This window comes from Luteolibacter sp. Y139 (genome assembly GCF_038066715.1).
GTDB classification, from domain to species: Bacteria; Verrucomicrobiota; Verrucomicrobiia; order Verrucomicrobiales; family Akkermansiaceae; genus Haloferula; species Haloferula soli.
Genome location: NZ_JBBUKT010000001.1, coordinates 55,052 through 80,144 on the forward strand (window position 1 = coordinate 55,052; position 25,093 = coordinate 80,144).

General features: G+C 63.3%; 26 protein-coding genes. 10 read left to right on the forward strand and 16 right to left on the reverse strand.

Annotated features, from left to right (window positions below):
• Window positions 1-4: 4 nt before the first annotated feature.
• From WKV53_RS00240 to WKV53_RS00255, 4 genes are all read right to left on the reverse strand, one after another.
• Window positions 5-658, reverse strand: a complete 654-nt coding sequence (locus WKV53_RS00240) for a cupin domain-containing protein (RefSeq protein ID WP_341402234.1) — start codon at window positions 656-658, stop codon at window positions 5-7.
• Between the two features lie 6 nt (window positions 659-664).
• On the reverse strand, window positions 665-1,255 hold the full coding sequence (locus WKV53_RS00245; RefSeq protein ID WP_341402235.1) for an RNA polymerase sigma factor: 591 nt from the start codon (window positions 1,253-1,255) through the stop codon (window positions 665-667).
• Between the two features lie 21 nt (window positions 1,256-1,276).
• Window positions 1,277-2,608 carry a tetratricopeptide repeat protein gene (locus WKV53_RS00250; RefSeq protein ID WP_341402236.1) on the reverse strand — a complete coding sequence of 444 codons (1,332 nt, stop codon included), beginning with the start codon at window positions 2,606-2,608 and terminating at the stop codon, window positions 1,277-1,279.
• A gap of 96 nt (window positions 2,609-2,704) precedes the next feature.
• The gene (locus WKV53_RS00255) at window positions 2,705-4,198 is read right to left on the reverse strand and encodes a DUF4331 domain-containing protein (protein ID WP_341402237.1); all 1,494 of its coding nucleotides are present in this window, start codon (window positions 4,196-4,198) and stop codon (window positions 2,705-2,707) included.
• Window positions 4,199-4,341: 143 nt separating this feature from the next.
• On the opposite strand from WKV53_RS00255, the gene WKV53_RS00260 reads away from it, so the two are divergent.
• Window positions 4,342-5,643 carry an OmpP1/FadL family transporter gene (locus WKV53_RS00260; protein WP_341402238.1) on the forward strand — a complete coding sequence of 434 codons (1,302 nt, stop codon included), beginning with the start codon at window positions 4,342-4,344 and terminating at the stop codon, window positions 5,641-5,643.
• A gap of 1 nt (window position 5,644) precedes the next feature.
• Here the strand turns inward: WKV53_RS00260 and WKV53_RS00265 are convergent, their stop codons facing one another.
• Entirely contained in the window at window positions 5,645-6,499 is an 855-nt protein-coding gene (locus tag WKV53_RS00265; protein WP_341402239.1) for an NAD(+)/NADH kinase, read from the reverse strand.
• Between the two features lie 208 nt (window positions 6,500-6,707).
• Between WKV53_RS00265 and WKV53_RS00270 the strand changes: the two genes are divergently transcribed.
• Genes WKV53_RS00270 through WKV53_RS00285 form a run of 4 tightly spaced genes read left to right on the forward strand, consistent with a single transcriptional unit; the run spans window position 6,708 to window position 10,049 of the window.
• The gene (locus tag WKV53_RS00270) at window positions 6,708-7,232 is read left to right on the forward strand and encodes a CDP-alcohol phosphatidyltransferase family protein (RefSeq protein ID WP_341402240.1); all 525 of its coding nucleotides are present in this window, start codon (window positions 6,708-6,710) and stop codon (window positions 7,230-7,232) included.
• The gene (locus WKV53_RS00275; RefSeq protein ID WP_341402242.1) at window positions 7,229-7,867 is read left to right on the forward strand and encodes a lysophospholipid acyltransferase family protein; all 639 of its coding nucleotides are present in this window, start codon (window positions 7,229-7,231) and stop codon (window positions 7,865-7,867) included. The genes WKV53_RS00270 and WKV53_RS00275 overlap by 4 nt, the downstream gene beginning before the upstream one ends.
• Complete coding sequence (locus WKV53_RS00280; protein ID WP_341402244.1) at window positions 7,854-8,852, forward strand: phosphatidate cytidylyltransferase; 999 nt, start codon at window positions 7,854-7,856, stop codon at window positions 8,850-8,852. The genes WKV53_RS00275 and WKV53_RS00280 overlap by 14 nt, the downstream gene beginning before the upstream one ends.
• A 48-nt stretch (window positions 8,853-8,900) precedes the next feature.
• Window positions 8,901-10,049, forward strand: coding sequence for a XylR family transcriptional regulator (locus WKV53_RS00285; RefSeq protein WP_341402245.1), 1,149 nt, complete (start codon window positions 8,901-8,903; stop codon window positions 10,047-10,049).
• Between the two features lie 435 nt (window positions 10,050-10,484).
• Here WKV53_RS00285 and bioD read toward each other — a convergent pair whose 3' ends face one another.
• The 4 genes from bioD to folP all read right to left on the reverse strand — a co-directional run bounded on the left by bioD (window position 10,485) and on the right by folP (window position 13,280).
• Window positions 10,485-11,114 (reverse strand): dethiobiotin synthase, encoded by a 630-nt coding sequence (gene bioD, locus WKV53_RS00290; RefSeq protein ID WP_341402246.1) that lies wholly within the window; start codon window positions 11,112-11,114, stop codon window positions 10,485-10,487.
• Between the two features lie 119 nt (window positions 11,115-11,233).
• Entirely contained in the window at window positions 11,234-12,076 is an 843-nt protein-coding gene (gene cdaA / locus WKV53_RS00295; protein WP_341402248.1) for a diadenylate cyclase CdaA, read from the reverse strand.
• Window positions 12,077-12,150: 74 nt separating this feature from the next.
• Entirely contained in the window at window positions 12,151-12,381 is a 231-nt protein-coding gene (locus WKV53_RS00300; RefSeq protein ID WP_341402249.1) for a hypothetical protein, read from the reverse strand.
• Window positions 12,382-12,419: 38 nt separating this feature from the next.
• The gene (gene folP, locus WKV53_RS00305; protein ID WP_341402251.1) at window positions 12,420-13,280 is read right to left on the reverse strand and encodes a dihydropteroate synthase; all 861 of its coding nucleotides are present in this window, start codon (window positions 13,278-13,280) and stop codon (window positions 12,420-12,422) included.
• Window positions 13,281-13,337: 57 nt separating this feature from the next.
• Between folP and WKV53_RS00310 the strand changes: the two genes are divergently transcribed.
• From WKV53_RS00310 to WKV53_RS00325, 4 genes are read left to right on the forward strand one after another with little or no spacing between them, the layout of a single operon-like run.
• Window positions 13,338-13,925, forward strand: a complete 588-nt coding sequence (locus WKV53_RS00310) for a hypothetical protein (RefSeq protein ID WP_341402252.1) — start codon at window positions 13,338-13,340, stop codon at window positions 13,923-13,925.
• A 15-nt stretch (window positions 13,926-13,940) separates the two neighbouring features.
• Window positions 13,941-14,489 (forward strand): hypothetical protein, encoded by a 549-nt coding sequence (locus tag WKV53_RS00315; RefSeq protein WP_341402254.1) that lies wholly within the window; start codon window positions 13,941-13,943, stop codon window positions 14,487-14,489.
• Between the two features lie 18 nt (window positions 14,490-14,507).
• On the forward strand, window positions 14,508-15,767 hold the full coding sequence (locus tag WKV53_RS00320) for a hypothetical protein (RefSeq protein ID WP_341402255.1): 1,260 nt from the start codon (window positions 14,508-14,510) through the stop codon (window positions 15,765-15,767).
• Entirely contained in the window at window positions 15,764-16,204 is a 441-nt protein-coding gene (locus WKV53_RS00325) for a hypothetical protein (protein ID WP_341402256.1), read from the forward strand. Before WKV53_RS00320 ends, WKV53_RS00325 begins: the two co-directional genes overlap by 4 nt.
• Before the next feature lie 363 nt (window positions 16,205-16,567).
• On the opposite strand, the gene WKV53_RS00330 is transcribed toward WKV53_RS00325, so the two are convergent.
• From WKV53_RS00330 to WKV53_RS00350, 5 genes are all read right to left on the reverse strand, one after another.
• Window positions 16,568-19,096, reverse strand: a complete 2,529-nt coding sequence (locus WKV53_RS00330) for an ATP-dependent Clp protease ATP-binding subunit (protein ID WP_341402257.1) — start codon at window positions 19,094-19,096, stop codon at window positions 16,568-16,570.
• Complete coding sequence (locus tag WKV53_RS00335) at window positions 19,093-20,211, reverse strand: protein arginine kinase (RefSeq protein WP_341402258.1); 1,119 nt, start codon at window positions 20,209-20,211, stop codon at window positions 19,093-19,095. Before WKV53_RS00335 ends, WKV53_RS00330 begins: the two co-directional genes overlap by 4 nt.
• Window positions 20,208-20,738 carry a UvrB/UvrC motif-containing protein gene (locus WKV53_RS00340; RefSeq protein WP_341402259.1) on the reverse strand — a complete coding sequence of 177 codons (531 nt, stop codon included), beginning with the start codon at window positions 20,736-20,738 and terminating at the stop codon, window positions 20,208-20,210. The genes WKV53_RS00335 and WKV53_RS00340 overlap by 4 nt, the downstream gene beginning before the upstream one ends.
• Window positions 20,739-20,972: 234 nt before the next feature.
• A complete protein-coding gene (gene ilvE, locus WKV53_RS00345; RefSeq protein ID WP_341402260.1) occupies window positions 20,973-21,842 on the reverse strand; it encodes a branched-chain-amino-acid transaminase in 870 nt (289 codons plus the stop codon).
• A 99-nt stretch (window positions 21,843-21,941) separates the two neighbouring features.
• Window positions 21,942-22,529 carry a hypothetical protein gene (locus WKV53_RS00350; protein WP_341402261.1) on the reverse strand — a complete coding sequence of 196 codons (588 nt, stop codon included), beginning with the start codon at window positions 22,527-22,529 and terminating at the stop codon, window positions 21,942-21,944.
• Window positions 22,530-22,559: 30 nt separating this feature from the next.
• Between WKV53_RS00350 and WKV53_RS00355 the strand changes: the two genes are divergently transcribed.
• Window positions 22,560-23,138: a 5-formyltetrahydrofolate cyclo-ligase gene (locus tag WKV53_RS00355; RefSeq protein ID WP_341402262.1), complete on the forward strand. Its 579-nt coding sequence runs from the start codon at window positions 22,560-22,562 to the stop codon at window positions 23,136-23,138.
• A gap of 16 nt (window positions 23,139-23,154) precedes the next feature.
• Here the strand turns inward: WKV53_RS00355 and WKV53_RS00360 are convergent, their stop codons facing one another.
• Together WKV53_RS00360 and WKV53_RS00365 are read right to left on the reverse strand one after the other, a co-directional pair.
• Window positions 23,155-23,439, reverse strand: coding sequence for a hypothetical protein (locus WKV53_RS00360; RefSeq protein WP_341402263.1), 285 nt, complete (start codon window positions 23,437-23,439; stop codon window positions 23,155-23,157).
• Window positions 23,440-23,630: 191 nt separating this feature from the next.
• Window positions 23,631-25,064, reverse strand: coding sequence for an enolase C-terminal domain-like protein (locus WKV53_RS00365; protein ID WP_341402265.1), 1,434 nt, complete (start codon window positions 25,062-25,064; stop codon window positions 23,631-23,633).
• Window positions 25,065-25,093: the final 29 nt, after the last annotated feature.

Sequence of the window (25,093 nt, forward strand, 5' to 3'; positions counted from 1 at the left end):
TGGTCTAGTGACCCCTCCACGACTTCAACGTCCTCACCAGCCTCCCATACGCCCCGATCGCCCGCCGCGGATGATTCTCCCGCGCCGTCACCAGAATCGCCCGGCAGCCACTGTGCGAAACCGCCTTGTGATGCCGCGTCCCCGGCGAAGCCCGTAGGTAATCGCCAGCCCGCATCACCCGCCCCTCGGTCTCCAGGTCCCCGCTGATCAAATAAACCTCCTCCATCCCATGGTGCGCATGCGGGAAAAACACCCCACCCGGATCCGCCTCTAACAAAACCAACGTGTGCGCCGCGTCGGGCAAGTCCGACAGCACCTTCACCCGCACCTTGCCACCCGGCAGCGGCGTCCACTCCCCATCACCCTCGCCCATGAAAAAGTAGCCGCCCTTCGGCACCTCCTCCGCCTTCTCCGCGGCGATGCGCGCGAGGATGGCCTCCTTCGCGGAATCGGGAGCGGGCACGGGCGGATGACTGGCGGCGGTCATGGCAGCGACGGTTTCATCGAAGCCCAGCATCGCCATCGCGGCGCGGCCAAAGGGACAATCGTGGCAATGCTCCATCGCCGCCGCATCGGCGCCATCGAGCGCGCCGAGGCTGGTGAGCGCGGCGAACTCCGATGCGAGGTCGCGGGGTGTCATGTCGGGTGAATCGGGCATGGGTGGTCAGTCGGTGACAGGGTTCTCCCCCAATAACGTTCGCACACGCTCCAGGGCGCGGCGAATGCGGCTCTTGATCGTCCCCAGCGGCTCGCACAGTCGTTCCGCGATTTCCGTCTGGGTGCAACCCTCGAAAAAAGCCAGGTCCAGCGCCATCCGCTGGTCGCCAGGCAGGATGCTCAGCGCCTTCCGCACCCTCCGTGCGGTCTCCGCCGCGATCAGCGGGCTCTCCGGCGGCTCGGCATCCTCGTCCGTCACCGCCTTCTCCTCGGAAAAACGCCGCTGCAGATCGTCGCTCCGCTGCCGCTTGCGCAGCCGGTCGATCGCCAGATTGCGGGTAAGGTGGATCATCCAGCCGGTGGCAGAACCAAGCGAAGGGTCGTAACGACCCGCATTCTTCCAGATCGAAACGAAGGCGTCTTGCAAGATCTCCTGCGCTTCCGCGTGATTCTTCGTGATCCCCAGCGCGATGCCGAAAAGCGCGTCCGCACAGGTATCGTAGAGCCGCGAAAACGAGTCCGAGCAGCCCGAACCTGCGCGTAGCAACAGCTGGTCCGGAGAATCGGTGTCTTGGTTCATCCGGGCTGCGGGAATCATGGAGTCGTTCGACGCGGTTTGTCATGGGCTTTCGGCGGCAGCTGCCGCCGGCAGTTGCGCGACCGGTTCTGGCACGGTCACCAGCGAGGCCAGTTTTTCCACCGCCTCCGGTGCGTGCCGCGGGTGAAAGCGCGGGTTGAGTTGCAGCGCCCGCGAGAGATCACTCCGGGCACCTCGCGTGTCACCCAGCGCGGCCTCGATCATCCCCATGTGGAAATACAGCAGCGGATCCGGCGTGTGCCATGCCATCGCCTTGCGCATCGCCTCACGGGCTGCCTCATGGTTGCCCTTCTTGAATTGGCACCACGCCAGCGCGTCGAAGGACCCGATGTTCGGGAACGCCTTGCACGCCGCCTCCCCTTCCACCAGCGCGAGATCGATCGCGCGGTCATGGTCCGCTAGAAACAGCGCGAGCTGCGCATTTCCCGGACCATGCACATGCGCGGTCCCATCATGCATGTGGGCATGATCCGCGTGAAACGCGATCACCCGGTCGACCGCTGATTTCGCCGCCTCGATATCGCCGGTCACGAAATACAAATCCGCCAGTGCTGCCAGCGCGTCGTGCGTCGGCGTCACTTCCACCGACTGCCGGTAGGCCGCGATCGCACCACTCCAGTCTGACTTCGCCGCTAGGATCCGCCCTTGCGCAGCCAGCACCCGCGGGTTGCGAGGCGCTTCCTTCAGCGCGATCTCGATCTGCTTTTCCGCGGCAAGCGTCGCGCCATCCTGCAAATGCATCGTCGCCAGCTCGGCGCGGCACCACGCCGTGTTTTCAGGAAACGGACCGCCCGCATCGATCGCCCGCTGCATCATCAGGCGGGCGCGACCGCTTTGTCCGGTCAGCCACATCAAATGCGCAGCCCTGCTGTAACTGGCCAGATCCGCACTCAGATCGAGCGCTTTCTGGAAATACTTCAGCGCGCCCTCGTAGTCGCCCAGTTCCATCGCGCCATCGCCCATCAGGCTGTAGGCGTCCTGCAATTTCGGGTCGATCTCGAGCGCCTTCTCCGCCCACTCCTTGCCAGCCGCGAAGTCGTGTTCCGAGTTCTTCACCCATGCCATGCCCAATCGCGCACGGCCATCGTTCGGATCAAGTGCCAGCGCCTTCGTATAGGCATTCGATGCCGCGGTAAAATCGTGCTGCACCGTATTGCGGGCCCTCTGCATCTGCAGATCGCCGAGCCGCACCCACGCGTCGGCACTCACCGGACTAGCCGGAGCAGTGACCGCTGGATTCGCCGCCGGAGCAGGCGCTTCCGGCGTGCCCTCCTGGGCGAAACCGACGCCAACCCACAGGAAGAGTCCGGTGCCGGCGATACGAACGATGGGACAGAACATGGAACGATACATGGCTGGAGAAGCTTGAGGTTGAATCCGGAACCGGTGGCCGTTTCCACCGGGGTAGGGATGAGGGAGCGCCCCACCGGTTCCGGAAAGCACGCGGGTTTAGGGTTTTGTTCTTTGGTTCACGGCAGAACCCGCGTGCGGTGTGCCGAGATAGGGAAACACCTGGTTGTAGAGCTGGTCATTGGCCGCGACATTGTCTCCCACCACAGTGATCGTGGTGTAAGCCGGACCGCTGGCCACCGCCGTGAGCGCGATGTCCACCACGTCATCGCCGGGCCGCCGTCCGTTCGGCCAGCCACCGGCGTCGCCGCCAATGAAGCTCAGGCGGTTGAACCCGGCTTGCCCCGGCAGAAGCACCGGTCCCGTGGTGGTGTCCACACGGACCACATCCGGCAGGAAGACCGAGGCGAGATCGGTGCGACCCGTGATCGCCAGCGGGCCATCGCCCTCTGGATCGGCGAAGAGCACTGCGTTGATCAGGAATGCGACCTCGGGATTCTCGGCATACTTGCGATACTGCTCGTCGTCCTTCGGATCGGTGGCGTTGTAGCGATCCTTGTCCTTCAGTGCGACGAGCACCTCATTGAACAGCGGGTTGCCCAAGCGGTTAACCTGGACCCAGCCGCCCCGGCTGTTCGGTGGCGCGCCGGTGCGGCGGGTCGTGGTCGCATGCCGGGAGACGGAGGCATACACCCCCACTCCCTGCTGCACTCCGGGGATAAATGGATTGTCGAATGCTGCCGGCTTCAGCAGCGCGACCGGGATCTGCACGCCGAAGGACAGGACGTTGAAGCCCTTGAAGCCGTCCTGGCCGCCGCCGTCCTGGCCGAGCCCGTCGGCAGAGTTGCCGTTGTTGTTGATGATTCGCGGGTCGAGGAAATCGAAGATCCCCGGCGTGTCGGCATAGAAGCCGTCCTCGCGCGGACCGGCCCAGGCGACGATGCCATCGCTCACCGGGCTGATCGCCTGCTTGGTCAGCGAGTCAAGGTTCGCAATCGTGGTTGCGCCGGACACGGCCTTTCCATTCGCGTCATTGTAGGCGGGCGTGGTGCGCTTGCCCACATTCGGCGGCGAGACTGGCAGCGCCTTTGCCACGAAGTTCTCGCGCAGCTTGCCGGACTTCCCGGGCGGGCGCACTTCGCTGACCGTGAGATCGTAGGTCTGCGTGAAGTTCTGGTTCGCATCACCGATCGTGGTGATCGGCCCGACACCCGTGCCACGACCGTAGGAAAGGATCGTGTTCTCATTCTTCACATCGGTGATCGGTGAGAACTCGAAGTCGAAGCTGTAGGTGACTTTCCCGGTGGTCGGGTCGGTCAGGTTGATGGTGTAGAGCGCGTCGTCGGCGAAGCGTTCGTAGATCACGCCGTCGCCCGGATCGGAAAAGGGACGCACCGACACGATGACATTGAGCACCTGCGCCGCGGGATTGTCGTAGCGCGTGCCCATGAAGGCATACACGTCGGTGAGGTTGGCCTGAGGGTCCTGCTTGATCAGCGGGGCATCGCTGTGGCTCGATCCGGAGGCCGGACCGGCGACCGATAGCGCGCAAAATGCAGCCAGCGGCGTGAGGATTTTATGGGAACTTTTCATGGTGGGAATCGTTGTCCAGGTCCGCTTCACGAGGACCCTTCTGATAGGCAACGCGCGCCGGTTCATTTCGGATGCATGAAATCACACGGATCTCCCGCTGCGGCTCGACACACGGCACGCAGCCTGCCATTCACCACCTGCCGATGCCCCTCCCGCCTCGCCGTGCCGCAGTCGTTTTCGCCCTCGCGCCGCTCGGGTTCGCCATGGGGAACGGCGTGCTGCGCCACGGTTTCGGCGCCGCCGATGCCGGCACTGCCGGAGCATTCGCGGAGACCCGCGCCGACGCTTTGACCGCCATGCAGGTCAATCCCGCCTCCCTCGCGGCACTTGGGGAAAACGAATGGACGTTCTCCCTGCGCGGTGTGACGGGCGATGGCGAGTTCACCCGGTCAGGCCGGAGGTACGACATGGATCGTAGCGGCGTGATCCCCGAACTCGCCCTGGCTTGGCGCGATGGCGATAGCCCGTGGACCTTTGGCGTTTCCGTGGCGGCATTGTCCGCACTCGAAGCCGACTGGCTGTATCCCGATGCCCCCGGTGGCATCGGAGGCATCTCCTACGGACTCGTCGGCCACGATAGCGGCTTCAAGGCAGTGCGCGGAAATGCCGGCGTCTCCTTCGCGCTGAACGAAAACCTCTCCTTCGGTGCCACCATCGGCGCGCTCTACAGCGAGGTCGATTTCGACGCGCCCTTCATTTTCCAAAGCAATCCCGCGCTGGCCGGCGCGAAGGTCGACCTCGACCTCAACACCTCCGGCTGGGACGCCATCTCCGAGTTCGGCATGCTATGGCGACCCGACAAGCGCTGGAGCGTCGGAATCCACGCCCGCCCGAAGGTGACGCTCGAACACGAGGGCTCGGCGGTCGCCGACTTCTCGGCGCAGCTCCCCGGCGTCACGCCCACCTACAATCACTACGAAGCCGTCACTCGCAATGCCCTGCCCCTCGTCGCGGGCCTCGGCATTTCCTGGCAAGCCGCCGACCGCCTGCGCCTCGGCATGTCCGCCGACTGGATCCAATGGAGCGCCGCCTTCGACCAACTCGAAGTCGGCCTCTCCCAAGGGACCAACCCCGTCATCAATGGCGCCATCGGACCGAACGTCGCCGATCGCGTGCCCGTCGGTTGGAAAGACCGCTGGGTCATCGCCCTCGGCGCGGAGTTCGATCTTTCCGACTCATGGGTCCTCCGCGGGGGCTGGCGCTATGGCGAGTCACCGCAGCCCGCAGCCCTGGTGACTCCGCTCAACGCCGCCTTGCCGGAGCACACCCTGGCGCTCGGCCTCGGCTGGAAATCGGGACCATGGTCCCTCGACGCCAGCTATGAGGTGCAGTTCGGCGACGCGCGTAAGGTCGCCACCAGCGGCTACCGCGCCGGCGAATACTCTAACAGCTCGCTCGACTTCACGGTGCAGGCCTTGACCTTCGGGGTCACGCGAAGATTCTGAATCAGCCTCCCCGCCAATTCAGCTTCTGCCGCACCGTCTCGTAAAACGAGTGCCCCGGCAGTCGCAGCAGGTTGAGCGACTGCTCCGCCTTCTTCACCTCGATCCGGTCACCTGCGTGAATGGTGACGCAGTCACGACCATCCACCGTGAACAGCATCGGTGCCTCATCCGCATTCTCCGGCGCCAGCTCTACCGTCATGTGATCGCCAATGATCAGCGAGCGCTGGCTCAGCGTGTGCGGACAAATCGGCGTGATCACGAAAGCCGCCGCAGCCGGGCTGATCAGCGGTCCACCCGCGGATAGCGAGTAAGCCGTCGACCCGGTCGGCGTCGCCACGATCAAGCCGTCCGCCCGATAGTGATTCAGCAGGTCGCCATCAACATAAGCCGAAAGCGACACCAGCCGCCCGGTCTGGCCTCGGGCCAGCACGATCTCATTCAGCGCACGGAACTCCTTCTCGCTGCCATCCACACTGCGCACCGTGGCGCACAGCAGCGTCCGGCGGCTGGTGGAAAATTCTCCGGACAGCAAGGCATCCGCGAATTGCCCCACTTCTTCGTCGGTGCAGCTCGTCAGGAACCCTAGCGTCCCGATATTGATCCCCGCCACCGGCTTCTCGGTGGGACCCAGCTTGGCCATGGCATTCAGCATCGTGCCATCGCCACCCAGCACCGCGATCACATCGGAACAGGCCGCCAGCTCCGGGCCATCCAGGCCTCCCTGCACGCCGAGCAGCCCCGCGGTCTCCCTCTCCAGGGCCGTGGAAATCCCCCGCACGGCAAGTACACCCATGAGGCGGTCGAGGGTGCTCCGGGCTCCCTTTTTCTGGGTGTTGGCGACGATGCCGACGGTCATCCCGGGTCTTCTAACGGCTGATACCCCCCTCCGCAAGGAGTCGATTCCTTAACTTGCCCGGCCCCGCCGCCCTTGGCACAGTCGCATCGTGGAAGACGACAGCTCGCGGCGCCCCCTCAAAACCCGCTCGACCGAATGGGCCCGATCCCTGGCAAGGGCCCTCACCTCCGCCGGGATTTCGCCAAATGCCATCTCCGCCTTCAGCGTCGTGGCCGCGTTGATCGGCGGAGCCGCCTTCATCGGAGCGTCCCGCGGATGGGTCCCCTGGCCAGTCGGCTGGGTCGCAGGTGCGGCCATGATCCAGCTCCGCCTCCTCTGCAACCTCATGGACGGCATGGTCGCCATCGAAGGCGGCAAGAAAAGCGCTACCGGCGACCTCTGGAATGAAATCCCTGACCGGCTCGCGGATACGATTTTTCTAGTAAGTGCAGGCTGGGCCGTCGGCTGGCCATGGGTCGGAGCTCTCGCCGCATGGGCAGCCGTGATGACCGCCTACGTCCGCGCCATGGGCGCCGCCCTCACCGGAGCCCACGATTTCTGCGGCCCCTGCGCCAAGCCACACCGGATGGCCATCCTCACGGTCGGCGCGTTGAGCACCGCTACCGAGGCACTATGGAGGGAATCTGGCGCGGTCATGAAGGTGGCCATCGTCGTCATCGCTGTCGGCACTTGCCTCACCATCTTGCGCCGCATCGCGCGTCTCGCAGCAAAGCTGAAGGAGGCCCGCCCATGACCGGCATCGCGCTAGCCTTCCTCGTCCGCCTCGCCACCGGCGTCCGCCTGCTCGGCGACATCCCCGAAGACGGCAAGCGCCGCATCTACTTCGCGAACCATTCCTCGCACCTCGACTTCGTCGTCATCTGGGCCGCCCTTCCCGGACGCCAACGCGCCTGGACCCGCCCCGTCGCCGCTGCCGAATATTGGGAAAAGACCCCGCTCCGCCGCTGGCTCTCCACCCACATCTTCAAGGCCGTCCTCATCCCCCGCGACCTCGCGCGGATGCGCTCCGAAGACCCGCTCGGAAAAATGTTAGAAGCCATTGATGCCAGAGCCGACCTCATCGTCTTCCCCGAAGGCACGCGCAGTGACACTGGCGAAGTCGGCCCCTTCAAGCCCGGCCTCCACCACCTCGCCACCAAGCGCCCCGAGACCCTGCTCATCCCCGTCTTCCTCGAAAACCTCAGCCGCATCCTGCCAAAGGGTGAAGCACTGCCTCTCCCTCTCATGGGCCAGGCCATGTTCGGAGATCCCCTGCCCGGCCCCGTCGAAGGCGAAAGCAAACACGACTTCCTCGAACGCGCCCGTGACGCAGTGATGCACCTCTCCCACGGCCACCTCATCCCCTCTCCTCCCGATGAAGGATCCTGAACTCCTCTACCTCGTTGGAGGCGTCGTGGGCATCCTGCTCATCGCCACCCTCGTCACCAAGATCCTCATCGGCAAATCCGGCGAGACTCCCACACTCGTGAACCTCCGCCAGCGCGTCAACGCGTGGTGGTGGATGATGCTCGTCTTCTGCTCCTCCCTCGCCCTCGGCCGCACCGGAGTCTTCGGCTTCTACGCGCTGCTGTCCTTCTTAGCGCTGCGCGAATTCATCACCCTCTCCCCCACCCCGCGCGGCGACCATCGCACGCTGACCTGGGTCTTCTTCCTCATCCTTCCCCTGCACTTCCTCTTCGCCGCAGCTCCTTGGTACGGGATGTTCCTGATCTGGATACCTGTTTATTCCTTCGCCTTCATCCCGATCCGCAGCGCGCTGGCAGGCGACACCGAGCGCTTCTTGGAACGCTCCGCTCGCATCCAGTGGGGTGTCATGACCTGCATCTACTTCCTCAGCTACCTGCCGATGCTGCTCTACTTGCCCATCCCGGGCTACGAGGGCCAGAATGCCAAGCTGCTGTTCTTCGTCGTGCTCGTCACCCAGATCAGCGATGTGATGCAGTACGTCTTCGGCAAGCTCTTCGGCAAAACCAAGGTCGCCCCGAAAGTCAGCCCCTCGAAAACCCGCGAAGGCCTCCTCTACGGCGGTGCCGCAGCCACCCTCATTGGCACCTCACTCTGGTGGGCCACTCCCTTCACCCCCGCAGTCGCAGCAGGCATGTCCGCCATGCTCGTCGCCGCCGGCTTCTTCGGCGGGCTGGTCATGTCAGCCGTGAAGCGCTCCCTCGGCGCAAAGGACTGGGGCCGCGGCATCCCCGGCCACGGCGGCGTCCTCGATCGCCTAGACTCCCTCCTCTTCGCCGGCCCCCTCTTCTTCCACGTGATCGCCTACTACTTCGGGACAAACATGTACGACGCCTACAAGCAGCCCCAGTGGATGTACGACGCCATGCGCCTGTGGATTGGCCACTGACCTTGATAATCCTAGTCAGCGACCCACCTCCGGCTTACCCATACCCTCGTGCGACACGTCGCGGTCATCGTTGAAACCTCCACCCAGTACGGGCGAAATCTGATTCGGGGCATCGCCCGTTTCGGCCGCCTCCACGACTGGCAGATCCACTTCGAATACCGCGGCAAAACCGCGGCCGAACCCGATTGGCTCGCCGACTTCAAGGGCGATGGCGTCATCACCACCAGCCCGGACCAGCGGCATTCGCGCGCCCTTCGGAAACTGGGCATGCCGGTCTTCGACCTTCAGAGCACCTTGTTAGACCCCGCCGGCGAGCACCTCATCGTCGACAGCGATCACCGCGCCGTCGGCAAGATGGCCGCCGAGCACTTCATCGAAAAAGGCCACCGCCACTTCGCCTTCCTCGGCTACAGCGATCACAATGTCTCCCGCGAACGCGAGATCGGCTTCACCGAAGTCCTTGCCGCCCGTGGCCACAAGCCGCTCTGCCACCTCACCCCGGAGCGTAAGGCCCGCAGTTTCGAGTCCCTTCAAAAGGGCGACCTCGCCTTCATCGAGTCGCTGCCAAAGCCCTGCGCACTGTTCTGCTGCTGGGATGAAGTCGCCTTCCGCGCCGTCCAGTCCGCGATCGAACTCCAGATCGCCGTCCCCGAAGACCTCGCCGTGCTCGGCGTGGACAATGATCCCGTCTTCTCCAGCACCTCGCGCATCCCGCTTTCGAGCATCGACCCGGACATCATCCGCATGGGCTTCCTCGCCGCCTCATGGCTCGCGGAGCTAATGGCAGGAAAGGAGCTGAAACAGATCAAACTCGAACGCCTCGTGCCGCCGAAGGGTCTCGTGATCCGACAATCCACGGCACTTGATGCAATTGAAGACCCCGTCGTGCGGCGCTTCCTCGAGCTGCTTCGCCAACAGCGTCCCGGCCTTCTCAGCATCGAGGAACTCGCACGCGACTGCCACGTCTCGCGCCGTCTGTTAGAGCAACGCGTCAAGGCTGCCACCGGCAAGACACCACGCCAGTTGTTGAGCCAGACCTTGGTCGAAGGCATCCAGCGCTTCCTTTCGCAAACCGACTACACGCTGGCTCACATCGCGGACTTGCTCGGCTTCGAGCACGCGGAACGCTTGAGTCATCTTTTTCGCAGACAGACCGGCAAGACCCCCGGGGAATACCGTAAATCCACGGGAGTATAAGGGTTTTAGCACCTTCGCAAAATCGCAAGGTGGGTTCCCGTCTTCATAATGCGGGTCCAGAAGTTCGGGGTTACGTTGGCGTCACCCGTTGGGAGCACCACTTCCAGATCACGACCTCGTAAGACCTCGAACCAAATAAAGCCATGTCCGTCCCTTCTGCCATCTCGTTCCCCGTGAACTCCGGCTCTACGCAACAAACCGGCATCCGCCGCTAATACGGCCTGCCCTCCCGTTTTCCAACGCCGTTCCTTCCACCGAGGGAACGGCGTTTTCTTTTCCCCTCGAAGTGATCCACCAAAGTTCCTAAGCGATCTCCAATGTCCCGAAGGGACCTCGGAACTTAGCCGGTGGCGTGAGCCACCGGATGCGGATCAAAAGCTCACCCGCCCCGGTAGGGGCGGCGCACTCGCGCGGCATCGGGTGAAACTTAACCCCTCAAGATCCAAGGAAAGGCTCCACCTCCAGGAAGTCCTGCCCATGGATGATCTCCGCCAGGATCGGCAAACCCGTCAGCTGCTCAATGATCCCCTTGTTCGTGATCGCCGCCGTATCCAGCTCATCCGCTAGGTGATTGATCACCAGCCCCGCGATCTCCAACCCACGCGCACGAATCGCATCCACCGTCAGCAGCGTGTGGTTCAGCGCTCCAAGCCGATTGCCCACCACCACAATCACCGGCAACCCCAGATCCGTCGCGAAGTCCGCCATGTCATACCCCTCGGCCAGCGGAACGCGCCACCCACCCACACCTTCGACAACCACCTCCGCGTGACTCGCAATGAAATCCCTCGTCGCCATCAACAGTGCGATCGGATCCACCGGCCGGTTCTCCAGCATCCCTGCCACCAGCGGAGCCACCGCCGCCTTCAGCCACACCGGATTCACCTGCTCCGGTTCCAAGCCACCCGACGCAGCCGCCAGCTGCACCGCATCATCGCGATCACCACAGCACACCGGCTTGAAGCCCGCCGCATCGATGCCTTCCGCACGCAGCGCCGCGACCAGAAGAGAGGAGAAACGGGTCTTGCCCGCGCCGGTATCAGTGCCGGTGACAAAGTAGCTCACGCCGCAGCGGTGCCCCCCCGCGGCGACACGGTCAAGGCGGATCCTCCTCAGGCACCAGCAAAGCCCGCGGCGGCTTGTCGCCCGGACCGAACAGCTCACCCTGTTCCCGCAGGTGCTCCCTAATCAGAAACCAGATCGCGGTCGCCAGCAGCAGCGACACGATCTTGGGGATCAGGTTCTTTCGAAACGCCTTTCTCATGATTGTTGTCGGTCGCGAGGAAGATCTCCGCCATCCGCGAACGGAACTTCTCCTCGCCCAGATTCCGCTCCAAGTGCCCGTCCATGCAGATGGAAATCGAGCCGGTTTCCTCGCTGACGATGATCGCCACGCAGTCGCTCTCCTCCGACACCCCGATCGCGGCACGGTGACGCAGGCCGATCGAGCGGTCCGCCAATTCGCGCTGGCTCACCGGAAACACGCATGCCGCGGCCGTCACCTTCTTGTTCGAAATCACCATCCCGCCGTCATGCAGCGGCGTCTTCGGGAAAAACACCGTCATCGAAAGCTCCGGCGAGAAGTCCGCATTCAGCATCACGCCCGTCTCCTCATACGGCTTCAGCGCGATGTCCCGCTGGATGGCAAACAGAGCCCCGATGCGCTTCTTTGACAGCGCCACCACCGAGTCCTCGAAGATCTCCAGGAAGTCGAGCTGGCTCTTGTTTGAGAACGAGAACAGCCGGCTGCTCCCCAGCTTCGCCAGCGCATTGCGCAGCTCCGGCTGGAAAATGATCGGCACCGCGAAGACCAGCAAGATCGCCGCCCGCGTCACCAACCACGAAATCACCGCGAACTCGAACAGCCGCAGCAGCAAGGTGATCGCCACCAGAATGACCACGAGTCCCACCAGAATCCGCGCCCCTCGGGTCGCCCGGAAGGCCCGGAAAATCTGATAGATGGCGATCGCCAGGATCAAAATTTCGATCCCGTCGCGCCAATGTAGCCTGACAAAGTCCCACACCATCCCGGTCGGGATACTACGCCGGGGCGCACCCCACTGTCATTTGCTTTTCCCCGCGAGGGGAAATCAGTGCCGGTTCACCAGCAGCCCGGCCCGTAATAAGGGCCGTAGTAGCCGCCATGGTAGTGGTGGTGGTCATTGTGCTCGCCGATGGCATAGCCCACGGCGGCGGCTCCGACTGCCATGGCCGTCGCGGCACCGGGATCGACCGTCTGCACCGGCCGGCCATAGGCGTCGTAGGTGGTCATGCAGGAAGTCCCGGCACAGGCGAGAATCAGGGCGGTGGCTTTGAGCGTGATCGCTTTCATGAGTTCGTTCGCGGGATTGGACGAAACCATTCACCAAATCATTCATCCGGAGAATGGGGGATTCCACGATGCAGGATCGCCTCGGTCATCCGCAGCGCCTGCACGTTCGGCAGCACCTCGTGGACCCGGTGGATCATCACACCCGCCTCCCGCGCCCACGCCGTGATCGCCACCGTCGGCCACGACCGGTCCGCTAGGTCGGCACTCCCGAGAACTCGCCCGATAAAGGACTTCCTCGACACCCCGAGCAGCACCGGACGCCCTCCGGCCCCCAGCTCCGGCAAGGCCCGCAGCAGCGCCAGATTGTGCTCCACCGTCTTCCCGAAGCCGATTCCCGGATCGAAGCAGATCGTTTCTGGATCAAGCCCCGCAGCAATCAGCGCCGCCAGTCGCTCCTCGAAAAACGCCCGCACCTCCGCCACCACGTCATCGTAGTGGGGGGCCACCTGCATCGTCCGCGGATCGCCCTGCATGTGCATCACCACCACCCCACAGCCGGTTTTCACGCACAGCGGAGCCATCTCCGGATCCCCGGTCAGGCCACTCACGTCATTCACGATGTCAGCCCCCGCCTCCAGCGCCGCGGCAGCGACCGAAGCCTTCATGGTATCAATGGAAATCACCCCCTCCCACTCCTCCCGCAGCGCCGCGATCACCGGCGCGGTCCGCCCGATCTCCTCCGCTACCAGCACCTCCGCCGCCCCGGGACGGGTCGATTCCCCGCCGATGTCGATGATCTCCGCCCCCTCCGCGATCATCCGCCGCGCATGCCCCAAGGCGGCGGCCACCCCGGCGTGCGTCCCCCCATCCGAAAAGGAGTCCGGAGTGACATTCAGGATGCCCATGACCCTTCCCCGCCGGCTCAGATCCAGCCGCTTGCGTCCCGTTTTCCACCACATGTCTGTTGGGAAATGGCCACTTGCAGCGCCTCCGGCCAAGCCCTAATGTCCGCCCCCATGAACCTCAAAACCCTCGTCGCCATCGCCGCCCTCTCGTGCGGCCTCGCCCACGCCGGCGTCCCGGGCCTAGAAGTGCAGGGCCCCTACGCCAGCGTGAAGACCAACAAGGACGGCTCGCGCGAATACTTCGAGCGAACCCGCGACATGACCGTCATCACCAAAAAGACCGTCAGCCCGGAAGGCAAAGCCGTCCTCAAGACCGTCTACCGCCTCGATGACATGGGCAACCCGAAGACCTGCGACATCTTCGACGGCAAGGGCACCCGGCTCTTCAAATCCCGCTACGGCTACAGCCGGAAGCAGGGCCTCACCTACGGGAAATTGGTCGAGGAACAAATGTTCGATGCCCGCGCGAAGCGCACCGACCCGAAGACCGGCGAAGAGATCCCCGTGCGCCGCTTCATCTACACCTACGACGCGCAGGGAAACCGCAACGCACCCATCTCCATCACCACCATCCCCGGCAAGACCGCGGATGAAGTCTTCGGCCCCTCGGCCTTGGAGTATGATCCCTTCGATGGCCAGAAGCCCGATCAGCAAGCCGTGCCAAAGGCCAATCCGCGCGCCAAGCCCGTCGGCAAATAATCACCCCCACCCGCCATGCGCTTTCCAAAGTGGCTTCCATGGACCCTCGGAATTGCTCTTCCCGTCGGCTATCTTGCGGTGACGACTCTCCGTTCCCCTAACCCGGAACCTGCTGCCGCTTCGCCACAGACCGCGGCTCCTGCACCCACTCTGGAAAAGGCAGCGCCGAAGCCGGAACGCAAACCCCGGGCGACTTCCGAGATGGTCTACGGATCAGGGAATGATCTGCGGAAAGTGGTCTATCGCCTCAGCGACAAGGGAAGTCCGCTGACCTGCGAGATCTTCAATGCCGTGGGAGACCGCCTTCTCAAGTGCCGCTTCGGATACTCGATCAAGCCCGGCCCACTCCAAGGCAAGATGGTTGAAGCTCAGGTCTTCGACGCCCAGAAAGCCACGGCTTCCAACTCGGGCAAAGACACCCCGCTCCAGCGCCTCGTCTCCACCTACGATGCGGACGGTGCCGCGCAGTTGCCGATCACCATCAACGTCGAGCCGACGGGCATCGCCACGAAACTTCGCGGCCCCGCCCTCGTCAGCTTCAATCCCTTGGTGGACGTCCGCTGATTCGCTTTTCACGTCTTCATGCGTCCGCAAACTCTCCTGCCGTGGTTGCTCGGCGCGGCCATTGGCACCGCAGGCTGGATGCAAGGCCTGCAATGGCGCAACTCTGCCAAAGCTGCCGAAGGCGACGACTCCAGCGGCAGGATCACCGCGCTTGAGAACGAGGTCGACCTGCTCAAGCGCGAGAACGAAAGCCTGCGCTCGCTCTCCCAAGGCGGCGGCGAGGTGAAGGTACCACAGGACCTGATCGATTTCGTCGAACAGTCGCTCGGCTTCGATTTCAAGAGTAACCCGCAGGTCCACCGCATCGCCGGTGAGGAATTGCAGGATCGCATCGCGGCTTCGATCGAGGCCCGTTACGGTCCGAACGAACTCGATTCGCGGCAGCAGGCGTGGACACTGATGGGCTTGCTCACCTCGGGCGACATCTTCTCCTCGCAGCTCGCAGCAACCAAGTCGGTCGGTGCCCGTTCGTGGTTCGATGAACAGAGCGGCGAAGGCTGGGTCACCGATCGTTTCGACCCGCAGGCCATACCCGATCAGGCCGCGCTGATCCGCACCCTGGCCCGCATTCTTCTCCATCAACAATACCCGCCTGCGCCCGGTTGGCCGGGCGACGAAGCGGCGATCTGCCGTGAGGCGCTGCATCACGGGGCAGCCATGGCGGTGGAGAATCGCTTTCTCGCACTCCAGGCACTCGGCATCGGTTTCACCGGCTTGAAGGACAATCCGGAGGCACGCGAGCTGATGGCGAGCTTGCCCCCCTTCGTCCGCGGCATCGCCACCTTCCCGTCTGCACTTGGCCTGCCACGAGCCGGGCGGCTGATGGACCAGGAGGAGCTCATGGGAGCCCTTCACAAGCCGCCCGCCATCACCGCCGACTTCTTTCCCGAGCACGAGGGCCTCCAGGCCTCGCCCGTCACCCTGCCTGAAACGCCAGGCAACGTTCTGTTAGAGGAAAGCGCCGGCATGCTGGGCCTGAAACTGTGGCTTGAACCACTCGGCGAAGAGTCCGCCAAACTCGCAGATGCATGGCGCGGCGACCGCTATCGCCTCCATGCCACCAGCGACACTGACGTGCATCTCATTTGGGACATCCGCCTTGATTCGGAGAAGTCCGCCGACGCCTTCGCCACGGCCGCCGCCAAGCTCGTGTCATCCCTCGCCGGCACCGATCACCCGCCCGCCATCGGGACCGCGGTCACTACTCCCGAGGGACGCAAGCTCACCCTGCTCCGCCCCGCACCCGACACCGTCCGCTTGCTCAATCAGGTGCCATGATCGATGAGCCACCGCCGTTGCCGACTCCGGAGCCACCTCCCCTGCCCGAGCGGAAACAACGGCGCTGGCACTACGGCCTTCCCCTTGCAGCGATAGCAGCCCTCGTCGCCATCTACATCGGCCCCCTGCGAGTCGAGGTCTACATCACCGACGATGCCGGCCACGTCCCCGCGCCCTTTGAAGTCACCCTCCATTCCGCCAACTTCGACAAGAAGGTCATGGCGGAAAACGGCCGCATCAACCTCATCCGCGGCCTGTGGCGCGAAATCGAAGTCACCGATCGCTACTACGTTCGCAGTAGTTCCCCCGTCCGCGGCGGCAGCATGAAACTGGAGGTCGAGCGCAATAGCATCCTCAAGCTCAAGCAAGCCGCCACCGGCCAACCCTCCGTCCCCCAACGCGGCGACCCGGACCCCAAAACCGACCGCGAGCGCTAAACATTGGGGACACCCCCACTGGGAGCGCGGAAGTGGAGCGCAGCGGAAGTGGTTCGGGCCATTTCGATTCCTCCAGACAATTCATTCCGCCCGAACGCCCCCTCACAGCCCTGCCTTTCGTCCCAAAGGGACGAATCACCCCTCTTCGTCCCAACGGGACGGCTCATAATAGCCCGGCACGAAGTGCCGGGTAAGCGCAGCACACCGCCCGCGTCCTGAAGGGACGCCTCATGCGGGGTGAGGCCCGAGCTCCCCCTCGTAAATCAGCGCCCCCACGACTGGACACCGTCGATCCAGCCTCCCTATCAAACAATAAACGCCCGCCTGCGTTTCCACAGGCGGGCGCTCGTTAGATGATTCCTATCAGACCCCCGCGTTGTCCGGCTCGGCCTTCGTGCCGATGTTCTCGAACACCAGCTCTTCCTTGCCTTCGGGGCAGATGACCTTGGCGGTGTCGCCAGGCTTCACGTCGCCGCGCAGCAGGGCTTCGGCCAGCGGATCTTCCAGGTAGCGCTCCACCGCACGGCGCATCGGACGCGCACCGTAGGCCGGATCGTAACCCTTCTTGACCAGAAGGTCGCGGGCACTCGCTTCGAGTTGGATCGTGATGTCCTTCTCGCGCAGGCGCTTGACCAGCTTGTCGATTTCGAGGTCCACGATCTGGTCGAGATCCTTCTTCTCGAGCATGTGGAAGACCACGAGGTCATCGAGGCGGTTGAGGAACTCCGGTTTGAAGTAGCGCTTCGACTCTTCAAGGATCTTGTCCTTCATGCCTTCGAAGTCGGCACCGTCTTCCGACATCGCACCGAACCCGAGCGAGGTCTGGCGTTTGATGCTGGAGGCACCCACGTTCGAGGTGAGGATGATGATCGTGTTGCGGAAGTCGATCTTGCGACCCAGCGAGTCCGTGACCATGCCTTCTTCCAGGATCTGGAGCAGCAGGTTCATGACATCTGGGTGAGCCTTCTCGATTTCGTCGAAGAGCACCACGGAGTAAGGCCGGCGGCGGACCGCTTCGGAAAGCTGGCCACCTTCCTCATAGCCGACGTATCCCGGAGGCGATCCGATCAGGCGGCTGGAGGTGAACTTCTCCATGTACTCGGACATGTCGATCTGGATGAGCGAATCCGGATCGCCGAACATGAACTCGGCGAGGTTGCGGGCCAGGTAGGTCTTGCCGACACCGGTGGGGCCGAGGAATAGGAACGAACCGATCGGACGGCGCGGATCCTTGAGATCCGCACGCGAGCGGCGCAGGGCCTTCGAGATGGCTTTCACCGCCTCGTCCTGACCGATCACGCGACCTTCCAGCTCGCTCTCCATCTTCAGCAGCTTCTCGGCTTCCTTCTCCTCCATGCGGCGGAGCGGAACACCGGTCCACTTCGAGACCACGGCCATGATGTCCTCGTCACCGACTTCCACGACGGTTTCCTCGGACTTCGAGCGCCAGTTCTTCAGCGTCTCTTCGAGCGACTTCTTGATGTGCTTCTCCTTGTCGCGCAAGGAAGCGGCCTTCTCGAAATCCTGCTCGCCGATCGCACCGATCTTCTCGCGGTTCACCTGTTCGATGTCCGCTTCCAGCTGCTTGATTTCCGGCGGGCGCGTCATCGTGCCGATGCGGGCGCGGGCGCCAGCTTCGTCGAGCACGTCGATCGCCTTGTCCGGCAGGTAGCGGCCGGTGAGATAGCGCGAGGTGAGCTTCACCGAGGCCTCGACGGCTGCCGGCGTGAACTTCGCCTTGTGGTGCGCCTCGTACTTCTCCTGCAAGCCCTGCATGATCTTGATGGCGTCTTCCACGGAGGGCTCTTCCACCTTCACTTGCTGGAACCGGCGCTCAAGCGCGGCGTCCTTCTCGATGTACTTGCGGTACTCGTTGAGCGTCGTCGCACCCACCACCTGCAGTTCGGCACGGGAAAGCGCGGGCTTGATGATGTTGGACGCATCCATCGCTCCTTCGGCCGAGCCAGCACCCACGATGGTGTGCAGCTCGTCGATGAACAGGATCACGTTCTTCACCTTGCGGATCTCGTCCATGACCGCCTTGATGCGCTCCTCGAATTGGCCGCGGTACTTGGTGCCAGCCACCATCAACGCGAGGTCGAGGGTGATCACCTTCTTGTCGCGCAGGATTTCCGGAACATTGCCCGAAGCGATCTCCTGGGCGAGGCCTTCGACGATGGCAGTCTTGCCAACGCCGGCTTCACCGATGAGCACCGGGTTGTTCTTCGTGCGGCGGCACAGGATCTGAATGACGCGCTCGATTTCCGACTCACGGCCGATCACGGGATCGAGCTCATGGTCGCGGGCGAGCTTGGTCAGGTCGCGGCCGAAGGCACGCAGCGCCGGGGTCTTGGTCTTGCCCTCGGCTTCCGGCTCTTCGCCACCTTCCTGTCCTTCGTCTTCGAAGCTTTCGTCTTCCTCGTCGTCCGAGTCATCATCGTCGTCATCCGGCGTGAAGTTCGGGTCGATCTCGGCAAGGATCTCGTTGCGCGTGCGCTGGATGTCCACATCCATGCGGCGCAGGACGCGGGCAGCCACACCTTCACCTTCGCGGAGCAGGCCGAGCAGGATGTGCTCGGTGCCCACGTAGCTGTGGTTGAGCGCCTTCGCTTCCTTGTTGGCAAGCGCCAGCACCTTCTTCACGCGGGGCGTGTAGGGGATGCTTCCGGAGATCTTCTGGCCGGTGCCGGTTCCGACCTCCTTTTCGACTTCCATGCGGACGCTCTCAAGGTCGAGCCCCATGCGCTCCAGCACGTTGACCGCGACACCCTGACCCAGCTTGATGAGACCGAGCAGGAGATGCTCGGTACCCACGTAACTGTGGTTAAAGCGGTCGGCCTCCTTTCGTGCAAGGGCCAGCACCTGTTGGGCTCTGGGAGTGAAGTTATTCATAAAATTTCAGGGTCTGGGTCGGACTCGTCTTTCTTTCTCGTAGAACGAATATCAGGGGCTTCGAGGCTTTGCAACCGGCCGCGTACAATTTCGGCACGAATGGAGTCTCGCTCCTCTGGCGTCATCTTACGCCCGCTGTGTAGCTGGAGGTGTGCCGGTTGAATATCCATCAGCAGTGCGTCGCAGGTTTTCACCGTATCCTGGGGCAGAAAACCGAGGTCTCCGCCTAGTCGTAGCAAGGAAAGATGAGTCAGGGCCTCCTTGGAATCAATGATCCACGCATGCCGTAAAACCCCGTAGGCCCGGCCGATCTTATCGCTGACCATCGCCGGGTCATCCTCCAACAGCTTGTCACGGGCATTGCGCTCATGTGTCGCAACTTGGGAAATAACGCGCTCCAGCCTGCGTAAAATTGTCTCTTCACTCTCGCCCAGCGTGGACTGGTTGGAGATCTGGAAAAGGTTCCCCAGCGACTCCGTCCCCTCGCCATACAGACCGCGGACGGCCAGCCCTATCTTGTTCACCGCCTGCAGCACCTGGCCGATCTGGTCGCTCAAAACCAGCGCCGGCAGATGCAGCATCGCCGAGGCCCGCAGGCCGGTCCCGAGATTCGTCGGGCAAGTCGTCAGGTAGCCGAGCTCGTGGTCGAAGGCCAGTTCGAGCGCGTTCTCTAACTCATCGTCGATCGCCGACAGCGACTCGAAAGCCCCCCGCAGCGACATCCCCGGCCGGATCGCCTGCATCCGCAGGTGATCCTCTTCATTCAACATCAGGGCGATCGATTGCCGCCGCTCGATCACGGCCGCACTGCCTTCCCCACGGGCGGCGTGCTCGCGGCTGATCAGGTGACGCTCCACCAGCACCTGCTTCTGCACCGAGGTCAGGTCGTCGAGTTCCTGCGAAAAGGCGTCCTTCATGACCGACAGTCCTTCCACGGCCGGCCGCATGACTTCCAGCGCATGGCGCCGCTCCTCCTTCTTCGCCCATCCGGGAAAGGACTCGCCTCGCAGATTACGGGCGAGACGGATGCGGGACGTGAGCACGATGGCATTGTCAGCACCCTCGCCGGTCATCCAGTCGGCGGGGTTCTTGATCAGCGTGGTGAAGCGCATCATGGCAGTGAATCGTCAGTCGTTTGCTTGGCGGCCGCGGCGCGGATCTCGATCTGGCGGATCTCATCGCGCAGGCCGGCGGCTTCCTCGTAGTTCTCGGAAGTGATCGCCTGGTCGAGCTTCCCGCGGAGTTCCTCCAGTCGCTGGGTCCGCTCATGGAGCTCCATCATTCCGGCAGGCACCTTGCCGCAATGCTTCGGCCCCTTGTGCATGCCGCGGAGCATCTGGTTCACATCATCGCGGAAAGTGTTGTAGCAATCCGCGCAGCCGAAGCGGCGGATGCGGCGCAGGTCCTCCAGCGTGAATCCGCAGGTCGGGCACTTCCGCCCGCTCCCCGCCACCGCCGGAGCCGCCGGAACCACCTTCCCAGGCGTCTTCCCGAGCAGCATTTCCGCCAGCGCGAAGCCGGTCGGGTCCGTGACTCCCTTCTCCTTGGCGCAGTCGTCGCAAAGGGTAATTTTCTTGATTTGCCCGCCCACCAGTTGGGTGAGGTGCACCTTTGCATGCTTGCCGCAGATGTCGCAGTCCATGAACAAGGGAAAGCTACGAGTGCGAAGCCGGATTGCGAAAGGAAATCTCCCGGCACAAAGCCGATTTTCCCAGCAGCAAACCCGGCCTCCCTTCCTGTGAACCCGGAAAGGTCTCGCAAGTCCTCGCCACCCCCGAGAAAACGGGAACTCCGCTAATTCCGGTATATAGGCATACCGGAATAGCGGAGTAAAATTTGCAACGTCAACAAGGCTTCCAGAGCCTCTCTTCCAGCCTCAATCGATCGGCGTGCCAGTCGAGCCCGCCAGTTCCTTGAAGGCGGCGATGAAGCGCTTGGTGATCTCACCGGGCTTGCCGCCGCCGATCACACGGCGGTCGTACGCGACCACCGGAATCACCTCGGCAGCCGTGCCGGTGAGGAAGAACTCGTCCGCGATATAGAGGTCGTAGCGGGTCAGCGACTTCTCGACCTTCGGCACCCCGAGCTGGTCGGCCAGCTCCAGGATCACGCGGCGGGTCACGCCGTCGAGTGCGCCATCGCTCACCAGCGGGGTGTAGAGCACGCCGTCGCGCAGGATGAAAATGTTGTCGCCGGTGCACTCGGCCACGTAGCCCTGCTCATTGAGCATCACGGCCTCGAGGGCGTTCGCCTGGATCGCCTCCACCTTGGCCATGATGTTGTTCAGGTAGTTCAGCGACTTCACCTGCGGCATCAGCGCAGCCGGCGCCGGACGGCGGGTCGCACAGGTGATCACCGACAAGCCGTTGTCGTAGTGCTCCTGCGGATAGAGGCTGATCGTCGAGGCAATGATGAACATGCTGGCTCGCTTGCAGAGGTAGGGATTCAAGCCAAGGCCACCCGAACCACGGGTCACCACCAGCCGGATATAGCCATCGTCGAGGCCGTTCGCCGCCACGGTCTCCACCACGAACTTGCAGACTTCCTCATGCGTCCACGGAATCTCGAGGACGATCGCGCGGGCGGATTCGAAGAGACGCTTGATATGCTCCTCCAGACGGAAGACCCGCCGGTTGTAGAAGCGGATGCCTTCGAAGACGCCATCGCCGTAAAGCAAGCCGTGATCAAACACGGACACCTTCGCTGCCGATTCGTCCACCAATTCGCCGTCGAGCCAGATTTTCATGACAAAAGAGCGCGTAGAGTAGACCCGCGCGCCAAGCTGGCAAGCCCCTCGTGCGGGAGGTCGCGGCATCACCGCACACCCGCCTCCGGAGTGAAAATCCTACGGCCGCCCCTCTTCAGCAGGCTCCTTCGCCTGCTTTTTCACATCCGTCAGCACCGACCAATCCACTCCGCCCTGATCCAGTCGCTGCAATTCACTCGCGTAAACCGCATCGTCATTCTTCGGGTCCATCTCCGCTGAGAGCTCCGTGAATACCTTCGCGAGCAGCAGATTCTCCGCCCCGCCCTGCTCCTTCAGCACCTGCGAGCGCGTGAAAAACAACCCGGCAAGCACCTCCGGGCGATAGTTGTCCGGTTCCGCCTCCGGCACCACGCCGTGCGAAAGCTGGAAATTCAACACCAATGCCTTGCGATTGCGTGAGGAGAGGTGCAGGGACAGCGCCAAAAGCCGTCGTGCCTCGTTCAGCGAAGCCGCACTGGCCTTCGCCGCCGCCACCCGGTTCGAAGCATACCCAGCCAGATTGGTAGCGTATTCCTCACGCTCCCGCTCGATCATCCCGAGCTTGTCGGAAAACACGCCCGCACCCACCACCGGCGGCTTCCAATCAAACTTCGCCTTCTCTTCCGCCGCCCCGATAGCAACGGAGACAGCGAGGAAACAGGCGACGACTTGCCAGCGGAGATTCACGACGGCTAGGTTTCTGCTCCAGCCCGCCCAATGCAAGTGACAACTCCCGCCAAGCCCGCCCTGCGCCGTGTCCTGCGCGCCAATCGCCCGGACTTGGGGTCTCAAATGGAGCAATCCACCGCCATCCGCAGTCACCTCGCCCGCTGGCTCGCCGACCAACCGGCCAAAACCATCGCCGCCTTCGTCGCCATCCCCGGCGAGCCCCTACTGCTGCCCCTGTTGGCCGAGTTGCCGGACCGCCGATGGGTCCTACCCCGTATCACCGGGGAAACCATGACCTTCCATCAGGTCGAAACCTCACTGCCGAGACTCCACCCCGGGCCCTTTGGTATCCCCGAGCCGATGCCCGACTCTCCGGTCGTCCCTATCGAGGAAATCGAACTCTTCCTCTGCCCCGGCATGGCCTTTACCCAGAGCGGCAAACGCCTCGGCCGCGGCAAAGGCTACTATGACCGGGCCCTGGCGGTCTCACATTCGGAATCACTGCGCGTCGGCGTCTGCTTCCGCGAGCAAGTCCTTCCGGAGTTGCCAACTGACTCGCATGACTTGCCGATGCATTTCCTGACGACTCCGGGCGGGATGATCGACTGCAGCGAACGCCCGGCATGATCGGTGCGGCATTCCTTCAATCGCCGCCGTTCCGCTTGAACCAAAGCCACGACCGCAACCCGAGCACGAAGGCAACCGACGCAAACAACAGTCCGCCCAACGGGAAGTAGACCCAACCGTTCTTCTCGGCGAGGCGCGCGGACAACACGGTGACGCCGAAGAAAAACGCGCTGAGGATAAAAAAGGTCCGCGGCGGGGCTGGCGGCTCGACCACCACCAGCGATTGCCCGCATTCACAGAACTTCGCCGCACGGCCGTGGCGCATTCCGCAGTTCGGGCAGATGATGTCCCTCTCCTGCATGATTCAGGCTTTCAGACGCACGACTTTCGGTCAAGAGGCCGGGACGTGGCGTCCTAACAGGCAGCCAGCCGCTTGCTCGTTTACACACGGCTCTCCGAGCCCTCCGGATTATGGGGGTCCGCTTTTCACTTCGGGTTCCGTTCGGCGAAGCGAGCCACTCCTGAGTTTTTCAGGCAGCCTTTCAAGCATTCCTAGGAAACCGCTCCCAGTCCCGGCCCGGTGAGCTGCGCCGTCGCCAGCTTGCCATCCCGCGTATCGAAGAGCCCCGGGAACCGCTCCGTCCACCCCGCATTCGCCGCCGGCACATACTGCCTGGCATTCGACTCGATCGTCGAAAGCCCCGCGAAATGGGAAGCAATCCCCGCCGAGTGCACCAGCGAAGCCCCCGGACACGTCAGATCCTGCACACAGAGAAACATCTCATACTTGCGACCCGCCGCCGCCATCAGCACCGCATGGGACTGCCCCTTGCACGCCTTCAGACAGGCACCGGTGTAGCCCATCTCGCGCGCCAGCAACAATGCCTCCAAATCCGTAAGCGATTCATCGATCACCACCGGCCGCAACTTCGCCGCCTTGTGCATGTGGTTCCCCGAGTCAGCCTTCAAGTCGCGGCGCGTCGGCTGTTCTAGATAAAGGATGCTCTCGAATCCCTTCGGCGCGCGCTCCTTCACCTTCGCCAGAAACTCGAGCACATAGTCCACATTCGCACAGGCCTCGTTGAAATCACAGCAATACGCCCACTCGACATCAGGCCGCGTCTCCCGGGCCACCCGATCAATCGACACCGTCCGCTCGATGTCCCACTCCAGGTTGCCGCCCTGCAGCTTGATCTTGATCCGCTGCAGGCCATCCCGGCGGATCCACTCCGCGAGCGTCTCCGGCATGCCATCATTCACCCGCTCCTTCAGTTCCGACTCCACCACCGCATCCAGCCCGCCGACCGAGTGGAACAGCCACACCCAGTCGCGCGGCTTCTCGGTCACATGAGCCTGCAGCGAGTCGCCCTTGAAATCTGCACCGAGGTACCGCGACAGGTCATGCCCGATCAGTTCCGGCGTGTAAGTCTTGTAGCAATTCAGCCCCAGCGATTTCCCGAAGGCGTCATGCAGCGCCGCATCAAAGGCACTCGCCACCACCTGCGTGCACAGCTTCGGAATTGGCGTCTCCAGCTTCAGCTCCTGCGAAACATCGGCCGCCGCCTTCAAATACTCCGGCTCCAACTGATGGTTGATCTCGATCGGATGCGCGGATTCGGTGAACGCCCGCGTGATCGCCGCGATCTTCGGCACCAGCGCCTTCATCGCCTGAAGTGTTTCATCATAGGGAATCGTCTTCGAGGGAAACGACCAAACATTGCCCATCGGCATCGACCCGAAGCCCTTGGTCACCTTGCCCGAGGGCGAAACAACTTCCACCGTCACATTCAGCAAGGTCACCCGGTCCACCGCAGTGCCACCGAACTTGTAAGGCATGCGGTATTTGAATTCCTCAAAGGCAAACTCCACCTGCCCCACCCGGACACCCACCGGCAGCTTGACCACGATGCCCGGCACCTGCGCCGACGCGATCCCTGTCGCACAGAGGGCCGACGACTTCAGAAAGGTACGACGAGAGGAGACCATGCTCCTTTCTCAACCGCTAACTACCCGGA